Origin of the sequence: Curtobacterium sp. MCLR17_058 (genome assembly GCF_003234705.2) — a bacterium.
Taxonomy (GTDB): Bacteria; Actinomycetota; Actinomycetes; order Actinomycetales; family Microbacteriaceae; genus Curtobacterium; species Curtobacterium flaccumfaciens.
In genome coordinates, this window is sequence record NZ_CP126262.1 from 3,203,472 (window position 1) to 3,229,763 (window position 26,292).

25 protein-coding genes and 1 pseudogene are annotated in these 26,292 nt (G+C 66.9%); 12 read left to right on the top strand and 14 right to left on the bottom strand.

Annotated elements, in window-relative coordinates; all coding sequences use genetic code 11:
- Window positions 1-31: 31 nt before the first annotated feature.
- The gene (locus DEJ11_RS15105) at window positions 32-973 is read right to left on the bottom strand and encodes a LysR family transcriptional regulator (protein WP_017886883.1); all 942 of its coding nucleotides are present in this window, start codon (window positions 971-973) and stop codon (window positions 32-34) included.
- Window positions 974-1,092: 119 nt separating this feature from the next.
- Between DEJ11_RS15105 and DEJ11_RS15110 the strand changes: the two genes are divergently transcribed.
- Both DEJ11_RS15110 and DEJ11_RS15115 read left to right on the top strand, forming a co-directional pair.
- The gene (locus DEJ11_RS15110) at window positions 1,093-2,049 is read left to right on the top strand and encodes a putative oxygenase MesX (RefSeq protein ID WP_111104407.1); all 957 of its coding nucleotides are present in this window, start codon (window positions 1,093-1,095) and stop codon (window positions 2,047-2,049) included.
- 37 nt (window positions 2,050-2,086) lie between these two features.
- Window positions 2,087-3,136: a methionine synthase gene (locus DEJ11_RS15115; protein WP_111104409.1), complete on the top strand. Its 1,050-nt coding sequence runs from the start codon at window positions 2,087-2,089 to the stop codon at window positions 3,134-3,136.
- Between the two features lie 129 nt (window positions 3,137-3,265).
- On the opposite strand, the gene DEJ11_RS15120 is transcribed toward DEJ11_RS15115, so the two are convergent.
- Entirely contained in the window at window positions 3,266-3,763 is a 498-nt protein-coding gene (locus DEJ11_RS15120) for a hypothetical protein (RefSeq protein ID WP_111104410.1), read from the bottom strand.
- A gap of 242 nt (window positions 3,764-4,005) precedes the next feature.
- Here DEJ11_RS15120 and DEJ11_RS15125 point away from each other — a divergent pair, with 242 nt between their 5' ends.
- The 3 genes from DEJ11_RS15125 to DEJ11_RS15135 all read left to right on the top strand — a co-directional run bounded on the left by DEJ11_RS15125 (window position 4,006) and on the right by DEJ11_RS15135 (window position 7,238).
- The gene (locus tag DEJ11_RS15125; protein WP_111104411.1) at window positions 4,006-4,431 is read left to right on the top strand and encodes a hypothetical protein; all 426 of its coding nucleotides are present in this window, start codon (window positions 4,006-4,008) and stop codon (window positions 4,429-4,431) included.
- A gap of 474 nt (window positions 4,432-4,905) precedes the next feature.
- Window positions 4,906-6,141 carry an acyl-CoA dehydrogenase family protein gene (locus tag DEJ11_RS15130; RefSeq protein ID WP_111104412.1) on the top strand — a complete coding sequence of 412 codons (1,236 nt, stop codon included), beginning with the start codon at window positions 4,906-4,908 and terminating at the stop codon, window positions 6,139-6,141.
- 224 nt (window positions 6,142-6,365) lie between these two features.
- Entirely contained in the window at window positions 6,366-7,238 is an 873-nt protein-coding gene (locus DEJ11_RS15135; protein WP_181440876.1) for a carboxypeptidase-like regulatory domain-containing protein, read from the top strand.
- A gap of 165 nt (window positions 7,239-7,403) precedes the next feature.
- On the opposite strand, the gene DEJ11_RS15140 is transcribed toward DEJ11_RS15135, so the two are convergent.
- Genes DEJ11_RS15140 through DEJ11_RS15150 form a run of 3 tightly spaced genes read right to left on the bottom strand, consistent with a single transcriptional unit; the run spans window position 7,404 to window position 9,595 of the window.
- Window positions 7,404-7,868: a hypothetical protein gene (locus DEJ11_RS15140; protein ID WP_111104414.1), complete on the bottom strand. Its 465-nt coding sequence runs from the start codon at window positions 7,866-7,868 to the stop codon at window positions 7,404-7,406.
- 6 nt (window positions 7,869-7,874) lie between these two features.
- Window positions 7,875-9,293, bottom strand: coding sequence for a hypothetical protein (locus DEJ11_RS15145; RefSeq protein ID WP_146250087.1), 1,419 nt, complete (start codon window positions 9,291-9,293; stop codon window positions 7,875-7,877).
- Complete coding sequence (locus DEJ11_RS15150) at window positions 9,290-9,595, bottom strand: hypothetical protein (protein WP_111104417.1); 306 nt, start codon at window positions 9,593-9,595, stop codon at window positions 9,290-9,292. Before DEJ11_RS15150 ends, DEJ11_RS15145 begins: the two co-directional genes overlap by 4 nt.
- A gap of 103 nt (window positions 9,596-9,698) precedes the next feature.
- On the opposite strand from DEJ11_RS15150, the pseudogene DEJ11_RS15155 reads away from it, so the two are divergent.
- Window positions 9,699-10,266: pseudogene (locus DEJ11_RS15155) on the top strand (uroporphyrinogen decarboxylase/cobalamine-independent methonine synthase family protein); the annotation flags it as partial.
- A gap of 102 nt (window positions 10,267-10,368) precedes the next feature.
- On the opposite strand, the gene DEJ11_RS15160 reads toward DEJ11_RS15155, so the two are convergent.
- The 6 genes from DEJ11_RS15160 to nrdH all read right to left on the bottom strand — a co-directional run bounded on the left by DEJ11_RS15160 (window position 10,369) and on the right by nrdH (window position 16,962).
- On the bottom strand, window positions 10,369-10,989 hold the full coding sequence (locus DEJ11_RS15160) for an HNH endonuclease (protein WP_111104418.1): 621 nt from the start codon (window positions 10,987-10,989) through the stop codon (window positions 10,369-10,371).
- Window positions 10,986-12,482 (bottom strand): AAA family ATPase, encoded by a 1,497-nt coding sequence (locus tag DEJ11_RS15165; protein WP_111104419.1) that lies wholly within the window; start codon window positions 12,480-12,482, stop codon window positions 10,986-10,988. The genes DEJ11_RS15160 and DEJ11_RS15165 overlap by 4 nt, the downstream gene beginning before the upstream one ends.
- A 530-nt stretch (window positions 12,483-13,012) precedes the next feature.
- Window positions 13,013-13,987, bottom strand: a complete 975-nt coding sequence (gene nrdF, locus DEJ11_RS15170) for a class 1b ribonucleoside-diphosphate reductase subunit beta (protein ID WP_017886894.1) — start codon at window positions 13,985-13,987, stop codon at window positions 13,013-13,015.
- A gap of 90 nt (window positions 13,988-14,077) precedes the next feature.
- Window positions 14,078-16,183, bottom strand: a complete 2,106-nt coding sequence (gene nrdE / locus DEJ11_RS15175) for a class 1b ribonucleoside-diphosphate reductase subunit alpha (protein ID WP_110864196.1) — start codon at window positions 16,181-16,183, stop codon at window positions 14,078-14,080.
- Between the two features lie 17 nt (window positions 16,184-16,200).
- Window positions 16,201-16,617 carry a class Ib ribonucleoside-diphosphate reductase assembly flavoprotein NrdI gene (nrdI, locus tag DEJ11_RS15180; protein ID WP_027465945.1) on the bottom strand — a complete coding sequence of 139 codons (417 nt, stop codon included), beginning with the start codon at window positions 16,615-16,617 and terminating at the stop codon, window positions 16,201-16,203.
- Window positions 16,618-16,728: 111 nt separating this feature from the next.
- Window positions 16,729-16,962 (bottom strand): glutaredoxin-like protein NrdH, encoded by a 234-nt coding sequence (gene nrdH, locus DEJ11_RS15185; protein ID WP_017886897.1) that lies wholly within the window; start codon window positions 16,960-16,962, stop codon window positions 16,729-16,731.
- Window positions 16,963-17,317: 355 nt separating this feature from the next.
- Here nrdH and DEJ11_RS15190 point away from each other — a divergent pair, with 355 nt between their 5' ends.
- From DEJ11_RS15190 to DEJ11_RS15200, 3 genes are all read left to right on the top strand, one after another.
- Complete coding sequence (locus tag DEJ11_RS15190; protein ID WP_071405882.1) at window positions 17,318-18,523, top strand: MFS transporter; 1,206 nt, start codon at window positions 17,318-17,320, stop codon at window positions 18,521-18,523.
- A gap of 229 nt (window positions 18,524-18,752) precedes the next feature.
- Entirely contained in the window at window positions 18,753-19,571 is an 819-nt protein-coding gene (locus DEJ11_RS15195) for an aldo/keto reductase (RefSeq protein ID WP_111104420.1), read from the top strand.
- 56 nt (window positions 19,572-19,627) lie between these two features.
- Complete coding sequence (locus tag DEJ11_RS15200; protein ID WP_111104421.1) at window positions 19,628-20,200, top strand: hypothetical protein; 573 nt, start codon at window positions 19,628-19,630, stop codon at window positions 20,198-20,200.
- Here the strand turns inward: DEJ11_RS15200 and DEJ11_RS15205 are convergent.
- Window positions 20,197-20,535, bottom strand: a complete 339-nt coding sequence (locus DEJ11_RS15205) for a hypothetical protein (protein ID WP_071405879.1) — start codon at window positions 20,533-20,535, stop codon at window positions 20,197-20,199. The genes DEJ11_RS15200 and DEJ11_RS15205 overlap by 4 nt on opposite strands.
- A gap of 118 nt (window positions 20,536-20,653) precedes the next feature.
- On the opposite strand from DEJ11_RS15205, the gene DEJ11_RS15210 reads away from it, so the two are divergent.
- The gene (locus DEJ11_RS15210; protein WP_146250088.1) at window positions 20,654-21,484 is read left to right on the top strand and encodes a hypothetical protein; all 831 of its coding nucleotides are present in this window, start codon (window positions 20,654-20,656) and stop codon (window positions 21,482-21,484) included.
- 94 nt (window positions 21,485-21,578) lie between these two features.
- Window positions 21,579-22,100, top strand: coding sequence for a ribonuclease H family protein (locus DEJ11_RS15215; protein ID WP_027465941.1), 522 nt, complete (start codon window positions 21,579-21,581; stop codon window positions 22,098-22,100).
- Between the two features lie 13 nt (window positions 22,101-22,113).
- On the opposite strand, the gene DEJ11_RS15220 is transcribed toward DEJ11_RS15215, so the two are convergent.
- Entirely contained in the window at window positions 22,114-22,365 is a 252-nt protein-coding gene (locus DEJ11_RS15220) for a DUF6458 family protein (protein WP_027465939.1), read from the bottom strand.
- A 64-nt stretch (window positions 22,366-22,429) separates the two neighbouring features.
- Window positions 22,430-25,000 carry a DEAD/DEAH box helicase gene (locus tag DEJ11_RS15225; RefSeq protein WP_111104424.1) on the bottom strand — a complete coding sequence of 857 codons (2,571 nt, stop codon included), beginning with the start codon at window positions 24,998-25,000 and terminating at the stop codon, window positions 22,430-22,432.
- A gap of 122 nt (window positions 25,001-25,122) precedes the next feature.
- On the opposite strand from DEJ11_RS15225, the gene DEJ11_RS15230 reads away from it, so the two are divergent.
- Window positions 25,123-26,136, top strand: a complete 1,014-nt coding sequence (locus tag DEJ11_RS15230) for an LLM class flavin-dependent oxidoreductase (protein ID WP_111104425.1) — start codon at window positions 25,123-25,125, stop codon at window positions 26,134-26,136.
- The last annotated feature ends 156 nt before the right edge of the window (window positions 26,137-26,292 follow it).

Genomic DNA, 26,292 nt, shown 5'->3' on the forward strand with positions numbered 1-26,292 from the left:
CGATCGCTGGAACCGCCGGACCGCCGCCTGCCTACCCGAGCGGCTCGACGCCGTAGCTGGTGACCACCGCACGCAACTCGTCCAGGTACGCCTGCGCCTGCACGGTGAGGGGAACCGACGCGTGCGCGATCCAGCCGATCTCGATGCGCTCGTCGACGTCGAGTGGGATGGCGACGATCTCGGGGTCGAGGTCGTCGCTGATCAGCCCGGTCGAGATCGTGTACCCGCCCAGACCGATCATGAGGTTGAAGATCGTCGCCCGGTCCGACACCCGGATCTCCCGCTTGCTCGACATCGTCGACAGGATCTCCTCGGCCAGGTAGAAGGAGTTGTTCGCACCCTGGTCGAAGGTGAGCCGCGGCAGGTCGGCGAGGTCCTCGAGGGTCGCACGCTCCCGTGACGCGAGCGGGTTCCGCTTGGCGACGAAGATGTGGGGCTGCGCGACGAAGAGCGGTGTGAACACGACGCCGGCGTCCCGCAGCAGCTTGCCGAGCACCTGCTTGTTGAAGTCGTTGCGGTAGAGGATGCCCACCTCGCTGCGCAGCGTGCGGACGTCTTCGATGATGTCCCAGGTGCGCGTCTCGCGCAGCGAGAACTCGTACTCGTCCGCAGCCGCTGCTTCGACCATGCGGACGAAAGCCTCCACCGCGAACGAGTAGTGCTGGGCGGACACCCCGAGCAGCCGACGCGACCGCTGGCCGCCGACGTACCGCTGCTCGAGCAGGGAGACCTGCTCGACGACCTGCCGGGCGTACCCGAGGAACTCGACGCCGTCGACGGTGAGCACGACTCCTCGGGCCGAGCGGGTGAACAGCGGGCGCCCGATCCGCGTCTCGAGGTCCTTCATCGCTGCGGACATCGTCGGCTGCGACACGTAGAGCAGGTCGGCCGCTGCGCTGATCGAGCCCTCCGTCGCGACCTCGATGAAGTACCGGAGCTGCTGCAGGGTGATGTCGTTCGAGACACGGGCCATAGGCCGAGGCTATACCGGTGCATAGCGTCTCGGTATTACCTGATGGCCCGGGAATCCCGCCATGATCGAGGCACCCCTTCCCCAGCGCCTGCGAGCGCTCGACGAACAGATTGCCGACCATGGCGAACGACCTCACCTTCAGCATCACCCGGACCCGGTTCGACGAGGACTACTCCCCCGCCGACAGCTCCCGGCTGACCACGAACTTCGCCAACCTGGCGCGCGGCGAGCACCGTCAGCAGAACCTCCGCGCTGCGCTGGCGATGATCGACGGGCGAGCGAACGAGCTGGCCGCGGCGCACGACCGCTACCGTCTGCAGCTCGACATCGTCTCGGTCGCGCTGGAGTTCTCCGACGGTGGTTCGGACGCCGAGTTCCCGCTGCTCGAGATGCTCGACGTCACGATCGTCGACGAGCACACCGGCGAGCGCCACCAGGGGATCCTCGGCAACAACTTCTCGTCGTACCTGCGCGACTACGACTTCTCGGTGCTGCTGCCGTCGACGCCGTCACTGCCGTCCGACTTCGGCCAGCTGCACGGAGCGCTCTTCCAGCGCTTCCTGGAGTCATCCGCGTTCCACTCGAATTTCGGTGCCGAGCCCGTCGTCTGCATCAGCGTCTCGACGAGCCAGACCTACCGCCGGAACGGGTACGTCCACCCGGTGCTCGGCGCCGAGTACGAGCACGAGCACTCCTCGCTCACCGACGACTACTTCGGCCGGATGGGCATGCGGGTCCGGTACTTCCAGCCCGCCGGGGCGGCTGCACCGCTCGCGTTCTACACGCGCGGCGACCCGACCGGCGACTACACGGACCTCCAGCTCATCGGCACGATCGCCACCATGGAGACGTTCCAGAAGATCTACCGCCCGGAGGTCTACGCCGCGAACACCCCGGCCGGCAGCACCTACCGCCCCACCCTCGACCACACCGACTTCACGCCCACCCCGGTGACGTACGACCGCGAGGAGCGCAGCCGCCTCGGGATCACGCAGGGCCGGTGGACCGAGGAGCACCTGGTGCGGCCGCACCACGCACTCCTCGCCCGGTTGGCTGATCCCGCCCTCGCGCGCTGACTTCCTCTGCCCTTCGACTGACTGGACCGTCACACCCATGCGTTCTCTCCTCCCCACCTCGATCGTCGGCAGCCTGCCGAAGCCGTCCTGGCTCGCCGAGCCCGAGCGACTCTGGTCCCCCTGGGAGCTGCAAGGAGCAGCACTGACCGAGGGCAAGCAGGACGCCCTGCGCTCCGCCGTGCACGAGCAGGAGCGCCGCGGCATCGACATCGTCAGCGACGGCGAGCAGACCCGCCAGCACTTCGTCACGACGTTCATCGAGCACCTGGACGGCGTCGACCTCGAGCGCAAGGAGACCGTCCGCATCCGCGACCGGTACGACGCGGCCGTCCCGACCGTCGTCGGTGCCGTCAGCCGTCGGGCGCCTGTGTTCGTGGACGACGCCCGCTTCCTGCGCGCGCAGACGGACCGGCCGATCAAGTGGGCGCTCCCCGGCCCGATGACGATGATCGACACCCTCTCCGACCAGCACTACAAGAGCCGCGAGAAGCTGGCGTGGGAGTTCGCCACGATCCTCAACCAAGAGGCACGCGAACTCCAGGACGCCGGCGTCGACGTCATCCAGTTCGACGAGCCTGCCTTCACCGTCTTCCACGACGAGGTGCAGGACTGGGGCGTGGCCGCGCTCGAACGCGCAGCCGAGGGCCTGCACGCTGAGACCGCCGTGCACATCTGTTACGGCTACGGCATCGAAGCGAACAACAAGTGGAAGGAGACCCTCGGCGCGGAGTGGCGGCAGTACGAGCAGTCCTTCCCGCTGCTGCAGCAGTCGTCGATCGACATCGTCTCGCTGGAGTGCATCCACTCGCACGTTCCCCTCGAGCTCGTCGAGCTGATCCGCGGCAAGAAGGTCATGCTCGGGGCGATCGACGTCGCGACCGAGACCGTGGAGACCCCGGAGGAGGTCGCGGAGGTCCTGCGTCGGGCGCTCGAGTTCGTCGATGCGGACAAGCTCATCCCCAGCTCCAACTGCGGGATGGCGCCCCTGGCGCGGAGTGCCGCGCTGGACAAGCTCGGTGCGCTGTCCGCAGGGGCAGACATCGTGCGGGCCGAGCTCGCTAGCGTCGCCGAGCCGGTATCGCGCTAGCGACTCGGCTGCACAGGAGGGCTCGCCTCGACAACGGGGCGGGCCGTCCTTCGTGTCGCGTCCGGCAGGCGCCCTGGTCCCGGGCCGGACTGGAGGCGCGGCTCGGTTCCGGTGGTCAGGTCGCGGTCGTCACTCCTGACTGTCGAGGCTCATCTTCTCGAAGTCCCCCGCAACGCACTGCGAGCTGCCGTCGATCGTGTACCCGCGGGAATCCGCGCGGAAGTCGGAGGAGCTCACCGGACCGCCCCTGCCCCGGACGCCGAGGATCGGGTCCTCGCCGCCGGTCTGGTACCGCTCGGTCGTGACGCCGAGCTCCTTCCAGTGCTGTTCCACCGCCTTGACGTCGGCCTTCGGGTCAGCGCTCGCGGAGCGGACCATGGCGTAGACGTACTGGACGCCCCCTTGCCCCAGTCCCCGGCCGCACTTCCCGAGCCCCGGACCGTCGCTGACTTCCCAGCCGTCACCGACCACGTCGGTCGAACCCTCGACGAACGTGACGATCGACTGCTTCGCCCGCTCCGGGGTCTTCCCGAGCCCGGAGCTGCAGCCGGCGAGGACGGCGACCGCGAGCAGTGCCGCTCCTACAGACGGGAGGACGATGACGGCTTTCCGTCGAGGTACTTTCATCTGGGAACTCCACTCAGATCGCGCTGTGTCTGCGACGTTCGCACAATCATCTCGTGAGCCGTTCGGGCTGGCCGGTCGTGGCAGAGCCCACGTTCTGGAGCGACTGCGTGTCCTCGTCGAGGTAACCGCCGCCCTACCAGGTATGGACTCCATGGTCGCGTACGGGGTTGAGACCCGGCGCTCCGTCGGCGTCGAACGATGGCGTCTGCGAAGCGTTAGACTCGAGGGCGTTGACTACGGTCATGATCACCAAGGGCGTCATCCACCAGGTCGAGAGTGCGACTGTCCGGGATCGCAACGGCGTATCAGTCGGCAAGGTCGTGCAGGTGTTCCCCTCCGACGAGGACGGCAGTGCGGCCTACGTCTGTGTCGCAACCGGCCTGCTCGGGCGACACCAGGCGCTCGTCCCCGCCGACGACGCCACGTTCGACGGCACGGACGTGCACGTCGGGTACACGAAGGACGCGATCAAGGACGCGCCGTCCCTCGGAGCCGGACGCACCTTGTCCCCCGCCGAGGCGAACGCCGTCCGCGGACACTTCGGGCTGTCCCCCATCGGCGCTGCGACCGGGGACATGGGTGACCCCCACGAGAACCTCGATCAGGCCGGGACAGGTCTTGCGGGCGCGGACGACACCGAGGGCGCAGGGACGACACCGCCGGCCTGAACGCCACCGGGGTGAACGGCGCCGGGCTGAACGGCGCCGAGCTGACGGCGCCGAGCTGACGGCGCCGAGCTGAACGGCGCCGAGACCACGGCTATCGCCCACACCAAGCAAGGCAGCGGCCGGTCCTCTGGCGGGTGCGTGCTCCGTCATTGATGCGCGCTCTTGTGAACGTGGTACACACGGGGTTCTCGGAAGAGCATGCCCGTCTTCGTCCGACGGGCTCCGCGGCCATCGCACACGCGCAGCACCGCCAAGGCGCTGCTGCGAACCCCCACCTCGTCGCTGCGCGGTCACGTGTCATGGGAAGTCACCCTCCGACACACATCGACACAACCCTTCTCGCGGGCGTTCGGCGATGCCACAGTCTCGCCATGGCGCACATCTGGTCGGGCTGTCCGCCCACACCGGACGAATCGACACCACCCGGCGCCACACAACGCGACAGGTAGCAGCCCAGAGCACGAAGGAGTCCTCGTGACCATCAGCAACCAGACCGCCGACAGCACGATCGACGAGGGCGCCGACGACGAGCTCCTCGCCCGCTTCCGTCCGATCTTCGACCGCGTCGCTGCCGGCGCCTCCGAGCGCGAACGCGACCACCGCCTCCCGTTCGAGGAGATCCGCGAACTCGCCGCGGCAGGATTCGGCGCCGTCCGCGTCCCCGTCGCCCACGGCGGAGCCGGGGCGACACTGCCCCAGCTGTTCCGCCTGCTGACCGAACTCGCCGCCGCTGACAGCAACATCCCCCAGGCGCTCCGCGGCCACTTCGCACTGGTGGAGGATCGGTTGGTCGCACGGACCGGGGAACGCGAGGGGTGGCTGGACCGCTTCGGCCGTGGTGAGATCGCCGGCAACTCGTGGACCGAGGTCGGGTCAGTGCAGGTCGGCGACGTGATCACGAAGGTGACCCCGCAGCCGGACGGGACGTTCCGGATCACCGGGCAGAAGTACTACTCGACCGGCAGCATCTTCGCCGACTGGATCGACACCTACGCCGAGCGCACGGACACCGGCGAGCGGGTCATCGCGATCGTCGACGCGCACCAGCCCGGGGTCACGCACACCGACGACTGGGACGGGTTCGGGCAGCGCACCACCGGCTCCGGCACCAGCACCTTCGACGACGCCGTCGTGCAGGCCGATGCGGTGATCCCCTTCGACGAGCGGTTCAAGTACCAGACGGCGTTCTACCAGGGCGTGCTGTTGAGCGTCCTCGCCGGGTCCGTCCTCGCAGCCGAGCGGGAGATCGCGCGCGAGGTCCGCAACCGCACCCGCGTCTTCTCACACGGCAACGCCGACACGTTCGCGGCAGACCCGCAGATCCTGCAGGTCGTCGGCGAGGTGTCGGCGGCTGGGTTCGCCGCCACCGCCATCGTCGACCGGGCCGCCGCAGCCCTGCAGGGTGCGCACGAGGGAGCCGGGCTCGACACAGCCGAGGACGAGCGCCGCAACGACCGCGCCGAACTCGCGACCGCGCAGGCGCAGGTGGCGCTGACCACGCTGGCGACGACGGCGACCTCGCACCTGTTCGACGCGCTCGCGGCGTCCGGGGTGAGCACGACGAAGAACCTCGACCGGCACTGGCGGAACGCTCGCACCGCCGGCAGCCACAACCCGTGGGTGTTCAAGGCGCGGATCATCGGTGACCACGCGGTCAACGGTGCCGAACCGCCCCGCGTCTGGGCGATCGGTGCGACCCGCATCTCGTGACGCCTGTCGAAGCCGAGACGGCTTCCGCGTGACCGCTGCTGCGATGTGCCTGCCCCACCGCTCGCCCGCCGTGCGCGTACAGTCCCTGGCAACGCACGGCTGGCCAACCATCGGGGAACGCGATGCGACTGATCACGGGGACGACGCTGGCCGTTGCGCTGGCAGCAGGTGCGCTGATCGGCCTCGCGCCACCAGCGACTGCGGCCGGATCCGGAACGATCACCGTGCAGCTCGCAACGCCGGACGGCACCGCGATCCAGCTGGCGGACGTCGAACTCGCAGCGATCGGCACCGACGTCGTCGTCGGGAACGCCACCACCGACGATGACGGCGCCGCGACGTTCACCGGCATCCCCGCACCGGACACCGTCACGGTGACGACGCGGCAGCTCCCGCCGCACGGAACGGAGACCTACGCCCCCGGACTCCGCTCGGGCATCGCCCTCCGCGGCGGTTCCACAGTCGCGGTCACCGTGCCGCTCGTGATCGGCGCCACCGTGCAGGGCGGCGTGGTCGGCCCGACGGGACCCGCCACCGGTCGCCTGATGTACGCCTGGAACGAGGACACCTCGCAGGTGTTCCGGACGACCTCGGACAGCGCGGGCCAGTACCGGTTCGTCGGGTTGAGCACCGGGAAGTACCGTATCGAGGCCTACGCCAGCGGAACGGCGTCGCCCGCCGTCTGGAAGACCCGGGTGTACCAACAGCGAGGAACGCTCCCGGCGTCCCGAGTCACCTTGTCACGGCACTACGCACACAGTGACTACGACCTGGTCGTCTACGCGGCCTCGGCGTCCCGCAGCCCGTCGGCGCAGCTGAGCGGTGCGACCGTCACGGTGACGAACGCGACGACCGGTGCATCGTTCTCGACCCGGTTCTCGACGCTGCTCGACAGCGAGCAGACGGCGCAGTTCCAGATCCCCTCCGGGCAGTACGTGGTGGAGCTCCGGACCGTCGCGACGACCACAACGACAGCGCAGGTACTGTGGCTCGGACGTCCGGGCGGCGTGTACCGGTACGTGACCGACCGGGCGCAGGCCGTCCCGGTGAACGTCGTCTTCGGCGGTCACGACTTCTGGGGCGGCGCCCTCGGGTGATCCGGCCCCAGCACCATCCCCAGCACATGGCCAGCCGAACTCGGTTGGCTGCGTGACTGCACGCGGTCGCGTGAGCAGCAACGGACAGGAGGCGCGGTGCCAGCTGGCACCGCGCCTCCTGTCCCGCACACGGTCGCGGACACGCGACGGTGGCGTCGCCACCTTCTACATGTCGGCGATGAGACGGAGCGTGTAGCCGTCGGGGACCGTCTGGTGTTCGACGTAGTGCATGAACACCGGCGCAGCCTGGTCGGCCGTGAACAGCTCGGCAGGATGCCGGGGCTCGTGCGCCGCCTGCACGTCGACGGTCTCCGTGAGCGGTTCGGTGAGATCGTGGTCGCGGCCGACGATGTAGAAGCGGCACTCACCGTCGTCTTCGCGGCGGCGCAGCTCGACGCTCATCCTCTCGGCGGTGCCACCGGCCTGGAGGTAGGAGTTGCCGTACTCGTCGATGACCGACTGCGGGCCGGCGCGCCAGGTCTGGTCGTCGATCGGCGCGGAGAAGACGAGCCACGCGAAGTGGTCGTCGTTGTCGAGAAGGCCGAGGCTGCGTCGCACCTGGTCCGGGAGCGGGCGGAACGTGTCGTTCAGCACACTGCTGACTGACCCGTTGGACTTCATGATGATCAAGGCGGGCTACTCCACGTGCTCGTAGGCGACAGAGGTGATCTTGATGCGCACCCCATGGAGCGTGGCATACGCGGGCTTGTCGTAGGAAACACCGTTGTCGAACGCTTCCTGGCCGGTGTCCCTGGAAGTCCCGCTCTTCACTTCGATTCCTTCGTACGTTCCATCAGCCTTTTCCACGAGGCCGTCGTAGTAGCGGGTCTGGCCTGCTCCGTCTTGAGACGCGCGGACGCGAGTCGTATCGACGTCGACACCACGCTGCTGCTCGTACTGCTCGATGCCTTGCGCCTCCTTCTGTGAGGAGTCGGCACGGGCCTTGTCGTTGTCCTTCGACTGGTACTCGCCCTTGTTGTTCCGCCCAGGGTGTTCCTCGTTCGGCCCGTACGGATCCTTCTCCGCCTGCTCGACGTGATCGGTACGGTTCGGACTCACCCCGTCGTCGGTCATCGCGTGCACGCCGAGCTGGCTTGCGCCGGCCGCAGCGGCGGTTGCACCTGCGGCCATCACCGCTGCACCGGAGATGTTCAACGGGACTCCGCCGATCGCTCCGATCCCGGTGAGATCGAGTGCGACCCCGCCGCCTTCCATCGCGGCTCCCCAGGTCATCGTCGCGATACCGCCGAGGAGCTCGAGCATCTCGTCCGGGTGGTTGACCATGGCGTTGCCCATCGAGGCGAACAGGTTGCCGGCGACCGCGGCAGCATCCTGCACGTGCGGCCACGCCGCTTCTGCTTCCGCGCCGAGGACTGCCCCGCCGACCCCAACGGCGGTCTTGGCGGTGTTCCACGCGTCCTCGAACCAGTTGCTGTGGTCGCCGCCACCACTCGACGACACGTCCGCAGCGGTGTGAACGGGATGGGCGTCCACGGTGGAGGGACTGATGCCCTCGACCTGTGCCGCGATGCTGGCGAGGGTCGTCGTGACGTTGTCGTTGTGCGCCTGCACCTTGATGCGCAGTCCGAGTTCCTCGGCGACGAGATCAGGCACCTGCTGCCAGTTCGTGACGACTGTGCCTACGGCTCCGAGCAGGTCCCCGCTGGCTGCCTGCTTCGCAGCGGCCGTGGCAACCTGGCCAGGCGCGGACGAGTGGAACTGCTCGATCTGTCGGACAAGCCGGTCGTGGTCATCCTTCAGATCGTCGATGCTGTTCGCCGCACGGGATGCGATCTGCAAGAACTCCTCCGCGGCAGCCTGCATCTGCTGCGCTTTCTGCACGGCGGGATCCATCAGCGGCGTCAGCGCCGGCTGCAATGCATCGGAGGTGAACACCGCCGGGAGTCCTGCCCAGGACCGTGACGCGCGCGTCGCTGCGCCGAGGACACCGTCCGCAGCGGTCGAGAACAGACGCGCAGCTGAACGAAGTGCATCAGCATCGTCCGGCACGTCGGTGACGTCAGCAGCAGTCAAGGCACCGGCGAGGACGCTCACTCGCTCATGCTCCGTGCGCTGCCGGCGAGCTCCGCATCCGTCGCGGTGAGAGCCGAGGACGCGGAAGTCAGCGCGCCCCCGAGACTGGTCATCCTGAGGCCTATGTCGTCGAATCCGCCGCGAAAGCGAGCGGCCAGCTGTTCTACCGCCGCTGCGAGCGGGGCCGACGACACCGCCCCGGCCGCCGCCCCGAGTGCAGCGTCCGCCTGCGCGGCATGCTCGTCACTGCCAGCGCTGTGCACGTGCAGCTCTCGAACGAGCGACGCGAGCCCGCCCTCGTCGAGCTTCAGTTCCCCAGCCAAGAAACCCCCATTCCCCGGGACATCGTGTTGCAAAGGCAACCGTACGATCGTGGAAGCACCTGCGCGACATGTCTGAGAGCAACAACAGCTCTCAGCGCATCGGAACGAGTCTGCCTTCACCGTCTTCCACGACGAGGTGCAGGACTGGGGCGTGGCCGCGCTCGAGCGTGCAGCCGAGGGCCTGCGCGCCGAGACCGCCGTGCACATCTGTTACGGCTACGGCATCGAAGCGAACAACAAGTGGAAGGAAACCCTTGGCGCCGAGTGGCCGCAGTACGAGCTGTCCTTCCCGCTCCTGCAGCAGTCCTCGATCGACATCGTCTCGCTCGAGTGCATCCACTCCCACGTTCCCCTCGAGCTCGTCGAGCTCATCCGCGGCAAGAAGGTCATGCTCGGGGCGATCGACGTCGCGACCGAAACCGTGCAGACTCCGGAGGAGGTCGCGGAGGTGCTCCGTCGGGCGATCGAGTTCGTCGATGCGGACAAGCTCATCCCGAATTCCAACTGCGGGATGGCTCCCCTGACGCATGGGGCCGAGCGACAAACTCGGTCCGTTGTCCGCCTGCACCCGCCCAGTATGTGATGACGCCCCCCCCCCGTCAGCCGCAGCCTCGGCCGACGGCAAGGTGTGGTCGAAGATGCTGGTTGAGGAGTGCGACGACTCTGGTTGAGCAGTGCGACAACGCGCCGCGGTCCCGCCGTCGGGAAAGCGCGTCTCGAATTAAGCCATGTCGCAACCTCAAATGTCCTTCACTCATGCGTGCATCGGACGATCACTGCCGGAGTTCAGCCGCAATCTGAGATACCGCGGCCGCGTCACCCGAAGCGGCACGCTCGACCTCGTCTTCGAAGTCCTCATCCCCGAGCGGCTCGGGCCACCCGATTTGCATCTGAACGAACCTCCCCAGATTGCATTCAATGATTGTCCAAGCGCCCTTCTCGGAACCCTCGACAGCAGTGTACACATAATCACCCCTTACGATGTGATCCTCGTACGCATCGAAATGCGGGTGGACGATCAAAAAGGCGTCCCCTCGGAGGGGGTAGGCCCTAAGCGTAGGATCCACGAGTGTCTCCTTGTCCCATTTTGGCCCATTGCAATCCGGGCAGGACAACGCTAAGTTCTCCGGGGTGAACATAAACTCCGGATGCAAGCGCTTCGGAACGATGTGTTCTGCATCCCACGCGCGCATGTGTTGAACAGGATACGTTTGCCTACAATAGCAACAAAGAAAGCCCTGCGCGGCCTGATAATGTGTTTTGACCGTCGCCCTGACAGGATCGACCGCCGCGTCAGACCAATAGAGGTGATTATGGACCAAGCGCGCATTGAACGCATCAACGAGTTTCGCGACAGAGCCATCATAGGTGACTGCGGGCAAATGCCTGATCATTGGACACCCCGAACTCGGTCGACCGTTTTATTCAAATCCTCAATCACACGTCGAAGGTTCAATGAGAGCGCAGAAGCGGTGAGGGCATCATTCAGAACGCTCGACAGATAGGAAAATTCCTCGCTAGCGAGGTCACCCTTGGTTGCAATGCGGAGAGCGCGAACTAGTGTCTGCTTCAGATAAAGGTTGTCCGGACCCGCGACGTTGAAGGTATTAAGGAGAACAGCGTCAGTCGATCGCTCAAACCGCTCAGTTTGATCCATCTCGAGACGCGCTCCATCCGTTGCTCGCTCTGGAATTCGAACATTTGTCGACTCCAACGATATGACCTGACTTTGACGATCAGGCATCCCAGCAATGATCAACGGCGAGTGGGTCGCAACTACGAAGTGACAACCATCGAAGTTCCGAAAGACGGACCGAAGTCTCGGAATATATTGTGACTGCAGTTCAGGATGTAGACTGATTTCTGGCTCATCGATCAACACAAGGCTTGCGTCATCGATCGACGACGCAATGCCGAGCATCGTAGTCACAAGCGACATCTCTCCCGAACTCGCATACTGCACATCCACCGGCTCAGACGATCCGTCGCGAAACAGGTTGACGCTTTCGATTCGAATCAGGCCCGCTCGACGCAATTGTTGAGCGGCTCGTAAATGTTGAATTCGACTGCTCGCCGTATGGTCGACAAAGTCCGCGTGCAGACGAAGTTTGCCACGATCTTCAACCTCCGCCGCAAGAGATGCCGCCTCCTCTAAGACCAAAAGCCGCCCATTCATATCCAGCGAGGAACCTGGGTTGACCCGAAACTTACTCTCAGGGCGATTGTCAAACGCGACATATCCGGGAATCCCCGCAGCAACTCCCTCTGTTAGAAACTCCTCTCCGGCATGAGTCCAGCTATACAAGACTTCGACGCGCGGCTGGTATCCTAAATCAGCAAACACGCCGCTGATGGCACTCCGACGATAGTTATCCGCGCTCAAACCGTCGAAAATGTTTTCTAGTGCTCGATAGAGGCCCGCCGTCGCCGATATCCGGCCTCTAGAATCCTTCAAACCCAGATAACGATAGTTTGTCAATTCCTGCCGGATATTCCGAGCCTCAGATATTCGAGGAATATCGAACTTATCAAAAGCGCTTGCGGTCGTCGCAATCACACGGGTGGGTCCGGGGGCTTTCGAGGAGCCGAAGTTTGCGATAGACGGATTGTAGGTTATCTGCCCCCGCGAGATTTCCGCCTCAACGAGGATACCGTCGACTTCGAACTCCACCGCTGCTGACACACCTCGGCGCGATCTCCCCGAACTCAGCCCCTCAAAAGCGGCCGCCGCCGCAGACAAGAGCCTGGATTTCCCTACCCCATTCTTACCAGTGATCGCGGTGAACGCGTTGCCGCGCTCTTCATCCGCAGCGCCTATTTGTACACTCAACGGAGGCATCGTCTTCCCGAAAGCGGTCACGGAGCGCAAGCGAAACTGGGCGGTCACGGTTGGATCTTATACCGTTCGTTCTCCAACCTCAGAACTCAACCCGAGGTGGCCGATCGCTTCTCTCCACGGGCTTGCACGGTCGTCGTGACGATACAGCTAGGCGAACGCAGCCGTAAATCGTTACCCGCGATCACGTTTCTTGAAACCGTTCAAATCTACGACGATGCCACGATCGACGTAAACGAAGGACGTGCGTCTTGGTTCTAGATACGTTCCTACGCGCCGGTCGCAGGACAGGGGTTCGTCGAGCCATGCATTCGCCGTTGCATGCGTCCCCTGAGGATCAAGCGAGCCTCATGGTCTGTAGCCCCTTCACCCCTCGCCCTGTAGACCGGGTCTATGTTGGGTGCTACAGCACAATCGAAAGTCCCCGATCTGTGCTGATCACGCACCTGTTGCCCGCCACATTGACATCGCCCCAAAGCTGCTACCCGCGCGTCTTGGGGACGTAGATTCACCCATGCCGCGAAGCCACGGACGCCCCGCCAGCCGAAGCCAGCGGGGCGTCCCCACGAGTCAGACCAGGATCAGAAGTCCCAGTCCTCGTCCTCGGTGTTCACGGCCTTGCCGATGACGTACGACGAGCCGGACCCCGAGAAGAAGTCGTGGTTCTCGTCCGCGTTCGGCGACAGAGCGGAGAGGATGGCCGGGTTCACGTCCGTGATGTTCTTCGGGAACATCGGCTCGTAGCCCAGGTTCATCAGCGCCTTGTTGGCGTTGTAGTGCAGGAACTTCTTGACGTCCTCGGTCAGACCGACCTCGTCGTAGAGGTCCTGCGTGTACTGCACCTCGTTCTCGTACATCTCGAACAGCAGCGAGAACGTGTAGTCCTTGAGCTCGTCGCGCTCGGCCTGCGTGAGGGTCTCGAGGCCCTTCTGGTACTTGTACCCGATGTAGTACCCGTGGACGGCTTCGTCACGGATGATAAGGCGGATCAGGTCGGCGGTGTTCGTGAGCTTGGCGCGCGACGACCAGTGCATCGGCAGGTAGAAGCCCGAGTAGAACAGGAACGACTCGAGCAGCGTCGAGGCGACCTTGCGCTTCAGCGGGTTGTCGCCCTGGTAGTAGTCCATCACGATGGACGCCTTCTTCTGCAGGTTCGGGTTCTCCTCGGACCAGCGGAAGGCCTCGTCGATCTCACGCGTCGACGCGAGGGTCGAGAAGATCGACGAGTAGGACTTGGCGTGCACCGACTCCATGAACGCGATGTTCGTGTAGACGGCTTCCTCGTGCGGGGTGATCGCGTCGGGGATGAGCGACACGGCGCCGACGGTGCCCTGGATGGTGTCGAGCAGGGTCAGACCGGTGAACACACGCATGGTCAGGGTCTGCTCGGCCGGCGTCAGCGTGTTCCACGACTGCACGTCGTTCGACAGCGGCACCTTCTCGGGCAGCCAGAAGTTGTTGACGAGACGGTTCCAGACCTCGACGTCCTTGTCGTCCTGGATGCGGTTCCAGTTGATGGCCTGGACCCGATCAATGAGCTTCAGCTTCTCGACCAACGTGTGTTCCTTACAGAGATGGTGACTAAGTGACGGACTGGAGGCGCGGTGCGGGTTGGCACCGCGCCTCCAGGGAGCAGAGCGGCAGCTCTACAGCATGCAGCTGACGCAGCCCTCGACCTCCGTGCCCTCCAGCGCGAGCTGGCGGAGACGGATGTAGTAGATCGTCTTGATGCCCTTGCGCCATGCGTAGATCTGCGCCTTGTTGATGTCACGCGTGGTTGCGGTGTCCTTGAAGAACAGCGTCAGGGACAGGCCCTGGTCCACGTGCTGCGTCGCCGCGGCGTACGTGTCGATGATCTTCTCGGCACCGATCTCGTACGCGTCCTGGTAGTAGTCCAGGTTGTCGTTCGTCATGAACGGCGCCGGGTAGTAGACGCGGCCGAGCTTGCCTTCCTTGCGGATCTCGATCTTCGACGCGATCGGGTGGATCGACGACGTCGAGTGGTTGATGTACGAGATCGAACCGGTCGGCGGGACGGCCTGCAGGTTCTGGTTGTAGATGCCGTGCTCCTGGACGGACGCCTTCAGCGCCTTCCAGTCGTCCTGCGTCGGGATCGTGATGTTCGCGTTGTCGAACAGCGAGGCAACACGAGCGGTCGCGGGCGTCCACGTCTGGTCGGTGTACTTGTCGAAGAACTCACCCGACGCGTACTTCGAGTCGCGGAAGCCGTCGAAGGTCTCGCCGGTCTCGATCGCGATCTTGTTCGACGCACGCAGGGCGTGGAACAGCACCGTGTAGAAGTAGATGTTCGTGAAGTCGATGCCCTCTTCGGAGCCGTAGTAGACGCGCTCACGAGCGAGGTAGCCGTGCAGGTTCATCTGGCCGAGGCCGATGGCGTGCGACTTGTCGTTGCCGTCCTCGACGGAACGCACCGAGGTGATGTGCGACATCTGGGAGACCGAGGTCAGGCCGCGGATGGCCGTCTCGATGGTCTTGCCGAAGTCCGGCGAGTCCATCGTCAGCGCGATGTTCAGCGAGCCGAGGTTGCAGGAGATGTCCTTGCCGATCTCCTTGTAGGACAGGTCCTCGTTGAAGGTCGTCGGGGTGTTGACCTGCAGGATCTCCGAGCACAGGTTGGACATGTTGATCCGACCCTTGATCGGGTTGGCCTTGTTCACCGTGTCCTCGAACACGATGTACGGGTAGCCCGACTCGAACTGGATCTCGGCGATGGTCGTGAAGAAGTCACGCGCCTTGATCTTCGTCTTCTTGATGCGCGAGTCGTCGACCATCGCGCGGTAGTTCTCGGAGATCGGGACGTCGCCGAAGGGGACGCCGTAGACCTTCTCGACGTCGTACGGCGAGAACAGGTACATGTCCTCGTTGTTCTTCGCGAGCTCGAACGTGATGTCCGGCACGACGACGCCGAGGGACAGCGTCTTGATGCGGATCTTCTCGTCGGCGTTCTCGCGCTTGGTGTCGAGGAACTTCATGATGTCCGGGTGGTGGGCGCTGAGGTAGACCGCGCCGGCACCCTGACGCGCACCGAGCTGGTTCGCGTAGGAGAAGGAGTCTTCCAGCAGCTTCATCACGGGGATGATGCCCGAGGACTGGTTCTCGATCTGCTTGATCGGGGCGCCGGCCTCGCGGATGTTGGAGAGGAGCAGGGCCACGCCGCCGCCGCGCTTCGAGAGCTGCAGCGAGGAGTTGATGCCGCGCGAGATCGACTCCATGTTGTCCTCAATGCGGAGCAGGAAGCAGGAGACGAGCTCGCCGCGCTGTGCCTTCGCAGTGTTGAGGAACGTGGGGGTCGCGGGCTGGAAGCGGCCGGCGACGATCTCTTCGACCAGGTCGATGGCGAGCTGCTCGTTGCCCTGGGCCAGGCCGAGGGCGGTCATGACGACGCGGTCCTCGAAGCGCTCCAGGTACCGCTTGCCGTCGAACGTCTTGAGCGTGTAGCTCGTGTAGTACTTGAACGCGCCGAGGAACGTCTGGAACCGGAACTTCTTCGAGTACGCCAGGTCGTTGAGTCGCTGGATGAAGTCCAGCGAGTACATGTCGATCGTGGCTTTTTCGTAGTACTCGTTCTCGACCAGGTAGTCGAGCCGCTCCTTCAGGTTGTGGAAGAAGACGGTGTTCTGGTTGACGTGCTGCAGGAAGAACTGCTTGGCGGCCTCACGATCCTTGTCGAACTGGATGTTCCCGTCCGCGTCGTAGAGGTTGAGCATCGCGTTGAGGGAGTGGTAGTCCATCCCCGTCTGCGGCGACGTCAGATCGACGTCTGCAACTGCTGCGTCCAAAATGCATCCAATCCTGAGTTGACCGCCGACACGTCGTCAGGGGTCCCGAAGAGTTCGAATCTGTAGAGAAGGGGGACGTTGCACTTCTGCGCGATGACGTCCCCTGCGAGGCCGTACGCCTCGCCGAAGTTCGTGTTGCCACCCACCACCACGCCGCGGATCAGCGAGCGGTTGTGGGCGTCGTTGAGGAACTTGATGACCTGCTTGGGGACTGCACCCTCGCCGTTGCCGCCACCGTAGGTGGGCAGGACCAGGACGTAGGGCTCGTCGACGTGCAGGAACGGTTCGCTCGGGTAGAGCGGGATCCGGTCCGCGTCGCGGCCGAGCTTCTCGACGAAGCGCGCGGTGTACCCGGACACGCTCGAGAAGTAGACCAATCGGCTCATGGTGCGCTCCTCGTGGAAAGGTGCGGACAGGCGGACCGGACGGGCCAGGAGAGGCGAGTCGCGCCTCCCGAGATGCCCTGCCTGCGGGCCCCTTCGGGGCCCGCAGAACGACTACGCCAGTTCGGCGCTGAGGGTCGCGATCTTGTCGGGGCGGAAGCCCGACCAGTGGTCGTCGTCCGTGACGACGACGGGGGCCTGCATGTAGCCCAGGCTCTTGACGTGCTCGAGCGCTGCTTCGTCCGTGGAGACGTCGTGCACTTCGTACTCGATGCCCTTGTTGTCGAGGGCCCGGTACGTCGCGGTGCACTGGACGCAGGACGGCTTGGTGTAGACGGTGACGGCCATGTTCTCCCCTGGTTCCTACTGGTTTCTGCTGTGCTGTGGAGGTGGTGCTGATGTCTGTCCGCAGTCGTGTCCGGGAGGGGCCGCTGCGATGCCTCCACACTACATCTAGTGGCTAGCCGCAGCACCGACCACTAGAGGAAGTGTTACAGCCATGTAGTTCTCCACAACGTCCTCCACAGTCTGTGGATTCCCGGGAGGCCCGAGTTTCCGCCAGTCTGCGGCCGACCACCGACACTTCCCCACACCGGTGGACAGTCCCGATCCACAGATGTGGAATCAACGCCTCGGCGTGTCGCGAACCGCCCCTCCCCAGGACGGGGGACACCCCCGTCCGGCCGGTCCGTACACTCGTCTCGTGAGTACGTACGGGCCCCTCCTGAAGACCCCTGGCGTGGGTCGTGTCATCGCCGCACAGCTCACCGCGCGGTTCCCGTTCGGCATGCTGTCGCTGGCCTACCTGCTGCACGTCGAGCACGTGTTCGACTCCTACGGCGCGGCCGGTCTGGTGCTCGCGACGACGAGCATCGGGCAGGCGCTGGCCGGCCCCCTGACGAGCCGGTGGATGGGCAGCTGGGGCATGCGCCCCGTCCTCATCCTGACGAGCATCGTCGCGCTGATCAGCATGGTGGTCATCGCGTTCGTGGTCATGCCGCTCTGGGGCTACGTGGTGGTCGGGTTCCTCGGCGGTCTGGCGGTCCCGCCCGTGCAGCCGGCGGTGCGCACCATCTACCCGAAGATGGTGACGTCGGCGCAGCTCACACCCCTCTTCTCCCTCGACGCCAGCGCGCAGGAGCTCATCTGGGTCGCCGGCCCGGTCATCACCACCTTCGTCGCCACCCAGGTCGGCACGGTCGAGGCGATCGTCGTCGCGATGGTGTTCCTGGTCGTCGGCGGCGCGTGGTTCATCGCTTCCCCCGAGCTCGGCCGCGTCCGCATCCCCCGTTCGAAGCGCGCCTTCGGTGTCGTGCTGAAGCGCCCTGCCGTCGTCGTCGCCACCCTGACCGGTCTGCTGCTGATCGGGGCCTGCGCCGCGGTCGAGGCGAGCGTCACGAGCGTCTTCGGCGAGGGCAGCCCGAACGCCGGCATCGTCCTCGCGGTGTTCGCGGTCGGTTCGCTCGCCGGCGGCCTGGCGTTCGGCCACCGCCCGATCTCCCGCAACACCCTGTGGACGCGCATGGCCGTCGTCTTCGTCGGCCTCACCCTGGCCCTCGGTGGCACGGGTTTCTGGTGGCTCTGCCTGGCCCTGGTCATCGCGGGTGTCGGCATCGCGCCGGCCCTCGCGGTGATGTTCGGTTCGGTCTCCGCCACCGTCAAGTTCTCCGACACGGCCGAGGCCTACGGCTGGATGGGCACCGGCCAGCTGATCGGTGCCGCCGGCGGTTCGGCGATCGCCGGCTTCCTGATCGACGGCAGCGGCCCCGTCGGCGGCTTCACCGTCGGCGCCGTGATGGCCGGCCTGGGCGTGCTGCTCCCCCTGGCGATGCGCAGCTGGCTGCCCGACCTGCGCGGCCGCGACGCCAGCCCCCTCCCCGACACCGAGCCGGTGCACCTGCCGACTTGAGCGGCGGGCGGCTGCGGCGGGCGGCGGCCGGGCGCGCGGCGGCGGGTGGTTTCGGGCGTACCTGGTCGAAACGGGCGTACCTGGTCGGAAGTTCTGACCAGGTACGCCCGTTTCCACTCGCCATCGCGGCCGGTATGGGAAGGAACGTGCGCCCGGCGTACGGGTCGCGTTCTCCACAGATGGCCTGGAGGCCCGGCGCGCGCCCGCCAGGCACCGGCAGGATGGGTGCATGGTCACCTCAGTTCCCCTGCGCGACGGCCGCTCGATCCCCGCGATCGGCTTCGGCGTCTACAAGGTCGACGACACCCAGGCAGAGACGGCGGTCGGCCTCGCGCTGGACGCCGGCTACCGGCACGTCGACACCGCCGAGATGTACGGCAACGAGACCGGCGTCGGCAAGGCGATCCGGGCCTCCGGGCTGGACCGTGACGACGTCTTCGTGACGACCAAGGTGTGGAACGACCACCAGGGGCGCGACGCGACCCTGCGGGCATTCGACGGCAGCCTCGAGCGGCTGGGGCTCGACGCCGTCGACCTCTACCTGATCCACTGGCCGGCCGCCGCCAACGACCGCTACGTCGAGACCTGGCGCGCTCTGGTGGAACTGCGTGAGTCAGGGCGGGCACGGAGCATCGGTGTCTCGAACTTCCAGGTGCCGCACCTGCAGCGACTCATCCACGAGACCGGCGAGGTACCGGCGCTGAACCAGGTCGAACGGCACCCGTGGCTGCCGCAGCGCGAACTCATCGCGTTCCACGAGCAGCACGACATCGTGACCGGGGCGTGGTCACCGCTCGGCCGCGGGCGCCTGATCGACGAGCCGGTACTGACCGGCATCGCGGACGCGCACGGCGTGAGCGTGGCGCAGGTACTCGTGCGGTGGAACGTGCAGCAGGGCGTGGTCGTGCTGCCGAAGTCGGTCACGCCGTCCCGGATCCGCTCGAACCTCGACGTCGACGGCTTCGTGCTGACCGACGACGAGCTCGCAGCGATCGCGACGCTCGAGTCCGGGCAGCGGACGGGCTCCCACCCGGACTCGGTGTCGTAGCCGGGCGGGGTACGCACTGTTCAGCCACAGCGAGTGACGGGCCGTACTGTCGAGGGGTGATCGATCCTCAACAGACCGCCCGTGAACACCTGCGCCCCGACGAGCACCTGTACTGGGCCGGCACGAGCGATCCGGCCAGGCTCCTCTCGGGCCGCGACGGGTTCCTCATCCCGTTCTCGCTGCTCTGGTGCGGATTCGTGGCGTTCTGGACCGTCTCGGCCGTGACCAGCGGGGCGCCGCCCTTCTTCTTGGTCGTCGGGTCGCTGTTCACGCTGATGGGCCTGCACCTGCTCGTCGGACGGTTCCTCGTGAAGCGGTACCGCAAGCGGACAACCGTCTACGCCGTGACCGATCGCCGGGCCCTCGTGATCACCCCTCGCGGCACGCGGGAGGTCCCGATCGGCCGCACCGACCGCACCGTGAGCTGGACCGGTGACCGACGGCACTGCAACGTCGAGTGGGACGCGACGGGAGGTGGACCGGGATCGATGCTCTTCGGGTGGGGAACGAACGCGAAGGTCTATGCGAACACCGGTCTCGACGGCTTCTTCGGGCCACAGCCGATGGCGTTCTGGGACGTCACCGATGGCGAGGCTCTCGTGCGCGAACTCGACCGGGTGTCGAGCTAGCCCCGGCGGTCCTCCTCGGACTGCCACGGCAGGTGCAGGTCACCCGGTTCGGGCTCGACGTCGCCGGCGTCGTCCGCGCCGCCCGTCCCGGGGGCCGCGATGACCTTGGACGGGTCGATGCCGTCCGCACGCAGGTCGGCGTCGTCGCGTTGCTTCGTCTGGGACGCGTCCATCTCGCGCTCACTCGACGGGCTGTACGACGTGTCCGCTGCTCGCTGCTCGCGTCCGCTGACCCCGTCGACGTCGTCGCTGTGCGCGGCGTCGCGGAGCGCGTCGTTGCGTGCGCGGTCGTCGGACGGCTCGGGGCCGGGGGCGTTCGGGATGCTGTCGCTCATGGTGTTTCCTCCTGCAGCGGACGGTAGTCCTCGGCCCCGTGTAACGAGTCTGGCTCGGTCCGCTCCCCGCACTCGATGAGGCCCTTGGCCCCCGCTACGCTGCCGACGAGGGGGAACGATGGGACGAACACGGACCGCGACGACCGCGGTGATCGGCTCGGCACTGGTGGGGCTGCTGCTCGCCGGGTGCACGGCGTTCGGCGGCGACGACGCGATCCCGACACCGACGCGACAGGCGTCACTCGACCGAACGGACCGAAGCCAGGGAGCGGACCCGACTCCGGCCGCACAACAGGTCAGCACGCCGCAGGTCCTGGCGGCCGGCACGGTCGCCGCCGAGACCGATGTCGTCTCGGCGAGCGGTGACACCCGGATCCACGTTCGGGTCGTCGCGAACGAGAGCGGCACCTTCGACGCCGAGTTGTCCGGCTACCACACGACGAACCCGCAGTGGATGAGCTTGGAGTTCCGCGGAGGTGACGCTGACGGTGGCGGCGACGCCAGCGGGTACCGCGCCGGAGTCGTCATCTGGGACCCGGAGACCGGTGCACCGGACTCGGTCGGACTGTCCGAGGCTGGGTCCACTCCGGACTTCCTGCACAGCGTCGCGCTCGTGCCGGCGCCGTCTGATGACGGGGACGATGCCGGACGCACCGGCATCGGCTCCGTGCTTGCAGTTGCTCCGTTGCGCTGGACGATCCCCGACCCGTACCCGCACCTTCAGGTCGACGTGGGCGCAGCGCGGCCCGGGGCAAACGGATGGGTGCACGAGCGTGACAGCGTGCCGGTGTCCTACCAGGTGTCGAGCGACGACGCGCAGGTGACGGTCGCCGAACGCTTGGGCATCACCGTCGCGCAACTCCGCTGGCTGAACCCGTCGCTGCAGACGGGAGCGGGCGACCAGCTCATCACGGACACCGATCTCAACCTGGATCCCGCAGCGCGCTGATCCGGTCGCCGCCCCGCCGCGCAGAGCCCGTCCGTACGGTCGGTTACGGTTGACCAGCACTCGCGAGCACTCGGCACCACCAGGAGGTCCCATCGTGACGATCGTCGCCGCCGCAGACGGCTCAGCCCTCGGCAACCCCGGCCCCGCTGGCTGGGCCTGGTACGTCGACGACGACCGGTGGGCGGCCGGCGGCTGGCCCCGCGCGACGAACAACATCGGTGAACTCACCGCCGTGCTCCAGCTGCTCCGCGCCACGAAGGACACCGGCGAGCCGCTGCACATCCTGTGCGACAGCCAGTACGCCATCAAGGCGTGCACCGAGTGGCTCGCCGGCTGGAAGCGCAAGGGCTGGCGGAAGGCCGACGGCAAGCCGGTCCTCAACGTCGAGATCATCAAGGAACTCGACGCGGAACTGCAGGGCCGCAAGGTCACGTTCGAGTGGGTGCGCGGTCACGTCGGTCACGAGATGAACGAGGCCGCCGACGTGCGTGCCCGCGGTGCTGCCACCGCGTTCCAGAACGGCACCGACGTGCCGCACGGTCCCGGCTGGCCAGGCGCCGAGGTCCCCGAGCCGTCCGCGCTGCCCGACGCGACCCCGCCCGCGACCCTCTTCTGACCCTTCCCGCGGGTCAGTAGGTCCCGTCGCGCCGATCCTGCCGGGTGATCTGCTCCCCCGACGCCGGGTCGACGCCCGAGCGCGTGGTGGTCGTGGTGCGGCGACCGCCGAAGGCCACGGCGAGGCTGATGATGAGCAGCACGACACCGGCTGCCATCAGGATGTAGCCGATCAGGCGGAGGTCGATACCGGCGAGCTGGATGTTCAGCGCGAAGGCGACGATCGCGCCGATGACGATCAGGGCGATGCTGGATCCGATGCGCATGACGCAGTCCTCTCGGGTGGGGGTGGTGCCGGAGACGGTACACGTCCGACAACCCCAGCGCCGATCAGTCGACGTCCACCTCGGCCCAACCGTCGAACCGCCCGATCTCGGTGACCCGCACGACGGCCTCGCCGACCTCGTCCGAGGCGTCCAGGTCGATCGTCGCCGAGAACCCGAAGTCCTTGTCGCCCTCGGGGTCGGCGAAGATCTGCCGCGCCTTCCACACCCGGGGTGATGCGGTGGCACCGCTCTCGTCGAGCACCAGGTACTGCATCGAACGCGCATCGGCGTCGGTGCCGATGCTGTCGTGTTCCTCGTAGTACTCCTCGAGCACGTTGTCCCACGCGGCCCGGTCGAAGCCCGCGGTCGCGTCGAGTTCCCCGAGCCCGTCGACGTCGTCGGCCGCGGCGAGCAGCACCCGCTGGAACAGGGCGTTGCGCACGAGCACCCGGAACGCCCGCGGGTTGCCGGTGAGCCGTGCGGGCTGCGGCGGCGCGATCTCCTCGTGCTCCTCGGACGCCAGCAGGACGTCCCCGTTGAGCAGCGCCTCCCACTCGTCAACGAGTGAGGAGTCGGTCTGCCGCACGACCTCGCCGAGCCACTCGATCAGGTCGTCGAGCTCCTGGGTCCGCTGTTCCTCGGCGATCGTCTGTCGCATGGTCCGGTACGCGTCGGACAGGTAGCGGAGCACGAGCCCCTCGGAGCGGGTGAGCTGGTAGAAGCGCACGAAGTCGCCGAAGGTCATCGCGCGTTCGTACATGTCGCGGACGACGGCCTTCGGGGACAGCTGGAAGTCGAGCACCCAGGGCTGTTCGGCGGCGTAGGCCTCGTACGCGGCGGTCAGCAGCTCGTCGAGCGGCTTCGGCCAGGTGACCTCCTCGAGCAGCTCCATCCGCTCCTCGTACTCGATCCCCTCCTGCTTCATGCGGGCGACGGCCTCGCCGCGCTCCTTGAACTGCTGCTGCGACAGGATCGCCCGCGGGTCGTCGAGGGTGGCCTCGACAACCGAGACCATGTCCAGTGCATAAGTGGGAGAAGAAGGGTCGAGCAACTCGAACGCGGCGAGCGCGAACGGTGACAGCGGCTGGTTGAGCGCGAAGTTCGGCGCGATGTCGACGGTCAGGCGGTAGGCGCCGTCGACCTTCTCGATCACCCGCGCGTTGATGAGGGTCCGGGCGATGACGAGTGCCCGCCGGGCCATCGCGAGCTGCCGGGAGCGCGGTTCGTGGTTGTCGTAGACCAGCGACCGGACGTCCGCGAAGGCATCGCCACCACGGGCGACGACGGACAGCACCATCGCGTGCGTGATCCGCATGCGCGAGACCATCGGCTCCGGCTCGGCCGCGATCAACCGCTCGAACGATGCCTGCCCCCAGGACACGAAGCCCTCGGGCGCCTTCTTCCGCTTGATCTTGTTCTTCTTCTTGGGGTCGTCGCCGGCCTTGGCGACGGCGCGGGCGTTCTCGATGTCGTGCTCGGGTGCCTCGGCGACGACGTCGCCCTCGGTGTCGTACCCGGCACGTCCGGCCCGGCCGGCGATCTGGTGGAACTCCCGCGCGGACAGCTGGCGCATCTTCGTGCCGTCGAACTTCGTCAGCCCGGTGAACAGCACGGACCGGATCGGCACGTTGATCCCGACGCCCAGGGTGTCGGTGCCGCAGATGACGGGCAGCAGGCCGCGCTGGGCGAGCTGCTCGACGAGTCGTCGGTACTTCGGCAGCATGCCGGCGTGGTGCACGCCGATGCCGGCCCGGATCAGGCGCGACAGGGTCTGTCCGAACCCGGCGCTGAACCGGAAGCCGGCGATGGCGTCGGCGATCTGGTCGCGGCGTTCGCGCGAGGCGACCTTCGCCGACATCAGCGACTGCGCCCGCTCGAGTGCGGCGGCCTGGGCGAAGTGCACGATGTAGATCGGTGCCTTGCCCTCCTCGAGGAGCCGCTCGACCGTCTCCTGCACGGGCGTCATCACGTACTGGTACTCGAGCGGCACGGGTCGCGAGACACCCGTCACGCGGGCGGTGGGCCGACCGGTCCGGCGGGACAGGTCGTCGGCGATGGTCGTGACGTCGCCGAGGGTCGCCGACATGAGCAGGAACTGCGCACGCTCGAGCACGAGCAGCGGCACCTGCCACGCCCAGCCACGGTCGGGGTCGCCGTAGAAGTGGAACTCGTCCATCACGACGACGTCGACGTCGGCGTCCGGTCCCTGCCGCAGCGCCAGGTTCGCCAGGATCTCGGCGGTGCAGCAGACGATCGGGGCGTCGGCGTTGACGCTCGAGTCGCCGGTGACCATGCCGACGTTCTGCGCACCGAACAGCTCGACGAGCTGGAAGAACTTCTCGGACACCAGCGCCTTGATCGGTGCCGTGTAGTAGCTCCGCTTGCCCTCGGCGAGCGCGGCGAAGTGCGCGCCGGCCGCGACGAGCGACTTCCCGGTGCCGGTCGGCGTGCTCAGCACGACGTTCGCGCCGGACACGAGCTCGATGACCGCTTCGTCCTGCGCCGGGTACAGCGGTCGGCCGCCCTCCGCGGCCCAGGCCGCGAAGGCCTCGTAGACCTCGTCGGGGTCGACGACGCCGTCCACCGCCGCCGGGATCGCGGCGACGAGCGGGGGCAGGGCGGTGACGTCGGTCATGCGCCCATCCTCCCAGGTACGGCCATGACGGACTGGAGGCGCGGTGCCAGCCCGCCACGGGCCTCCCGTCCGCCCCGTCGCCGACTCAGGCGCACTTCGATACGTGCGCATAGACTCGCGGCATGCGCGAACTCGGCTTCCTCTCCTTCGTCCCGAACCACGGCGGCACCGACGGCGCCGCCGGCGCCCTGGAGGACGGCCTGCGCCTGTTCGAGACCGCCGAGTCGCTCGGCTACGGGACGGGCTGGGTGCGCGGACGGCACTTCGAGCCGTACCTGACGAGCCCGATGACCTTCTTCGCGGCAGCCGCGCAGCGCACCAGCACCATCGCGTTCGGCACCGCCGTGCTCGGCATGCGCTACGAGGACCCGGTGCGCCTGGCCGAGGACGCCAGCACCGTCGACCTGCTCAGCGGAGGCCGAGTGCAGCTCGGCATCAGCACGGGCATCGCCGGGTACGGCCCGATCCTCGACCCGGTGTTCGGCACGGTCGACCGCAGCTTCCGCGACGAGGCCGAGGCCCGCGCCGCACGGCTGCTCGAGGTGCTGCAGGGCGAGCCCCTCGGCAGCGCCGGCAAGGGCTACGAGAGCATCCCCGCCGGGGCCGACCTGACCCTGCAGCCGCTCAGCCCGGGCCTGCGCGACCGCGTGTGGTGGGGTGGCGGCAGCATGGGCACGGCGGTCCGCACGGCCGAGAAGGGCCTCCTGCTGCACTGCTCGACCCTGAACACCGAGGACACCGGCGCCCCGTTCGCCCAGGCGCAGGCCGACCAGATCGCCGCCTACCGCGAGCGGTTCGCCGAGCTGCACCCGCAGCGCGAGTCCAAGGTCGCCGTGGGCCGGATCGTGGTGCCGCTCCTCGACGACCACGACCGCGCCGTGCACGAGGAGTTCCTGACCGGGTACGCCTCCGGGATGGACGACGAGGGCCGGCCGCTCTCGGGTACCCCGCCGTTCCGCTTCAGCAAGGTCGTGTCCGGCGAACCGGCGGCCATCGTCGACGCCCTGCTCGACGACCCGGCGGTCACCGCCACCGACGAGCTCGTCATCACCCTGCCGGCGAACGGCGACCGTGCGGCACACGAGCGGATCCTGCGCATCGTGGCCGAGGAGATCACCCCGGCGCTGCGGGCCTGAGGGCCGGTGCCCCGGGCTTGAGCGCCGGCGCCGCGGGCCCGACCACCTGCGGTCCTGCCGCCGCACCACCACCGAGAGTCAAGGGCATCCGGCGGGGCTCTGATCGAGTTGGTGAGGCCCGAGAGCCCGGCCGGATGACCATCTCGTCCCTGATCC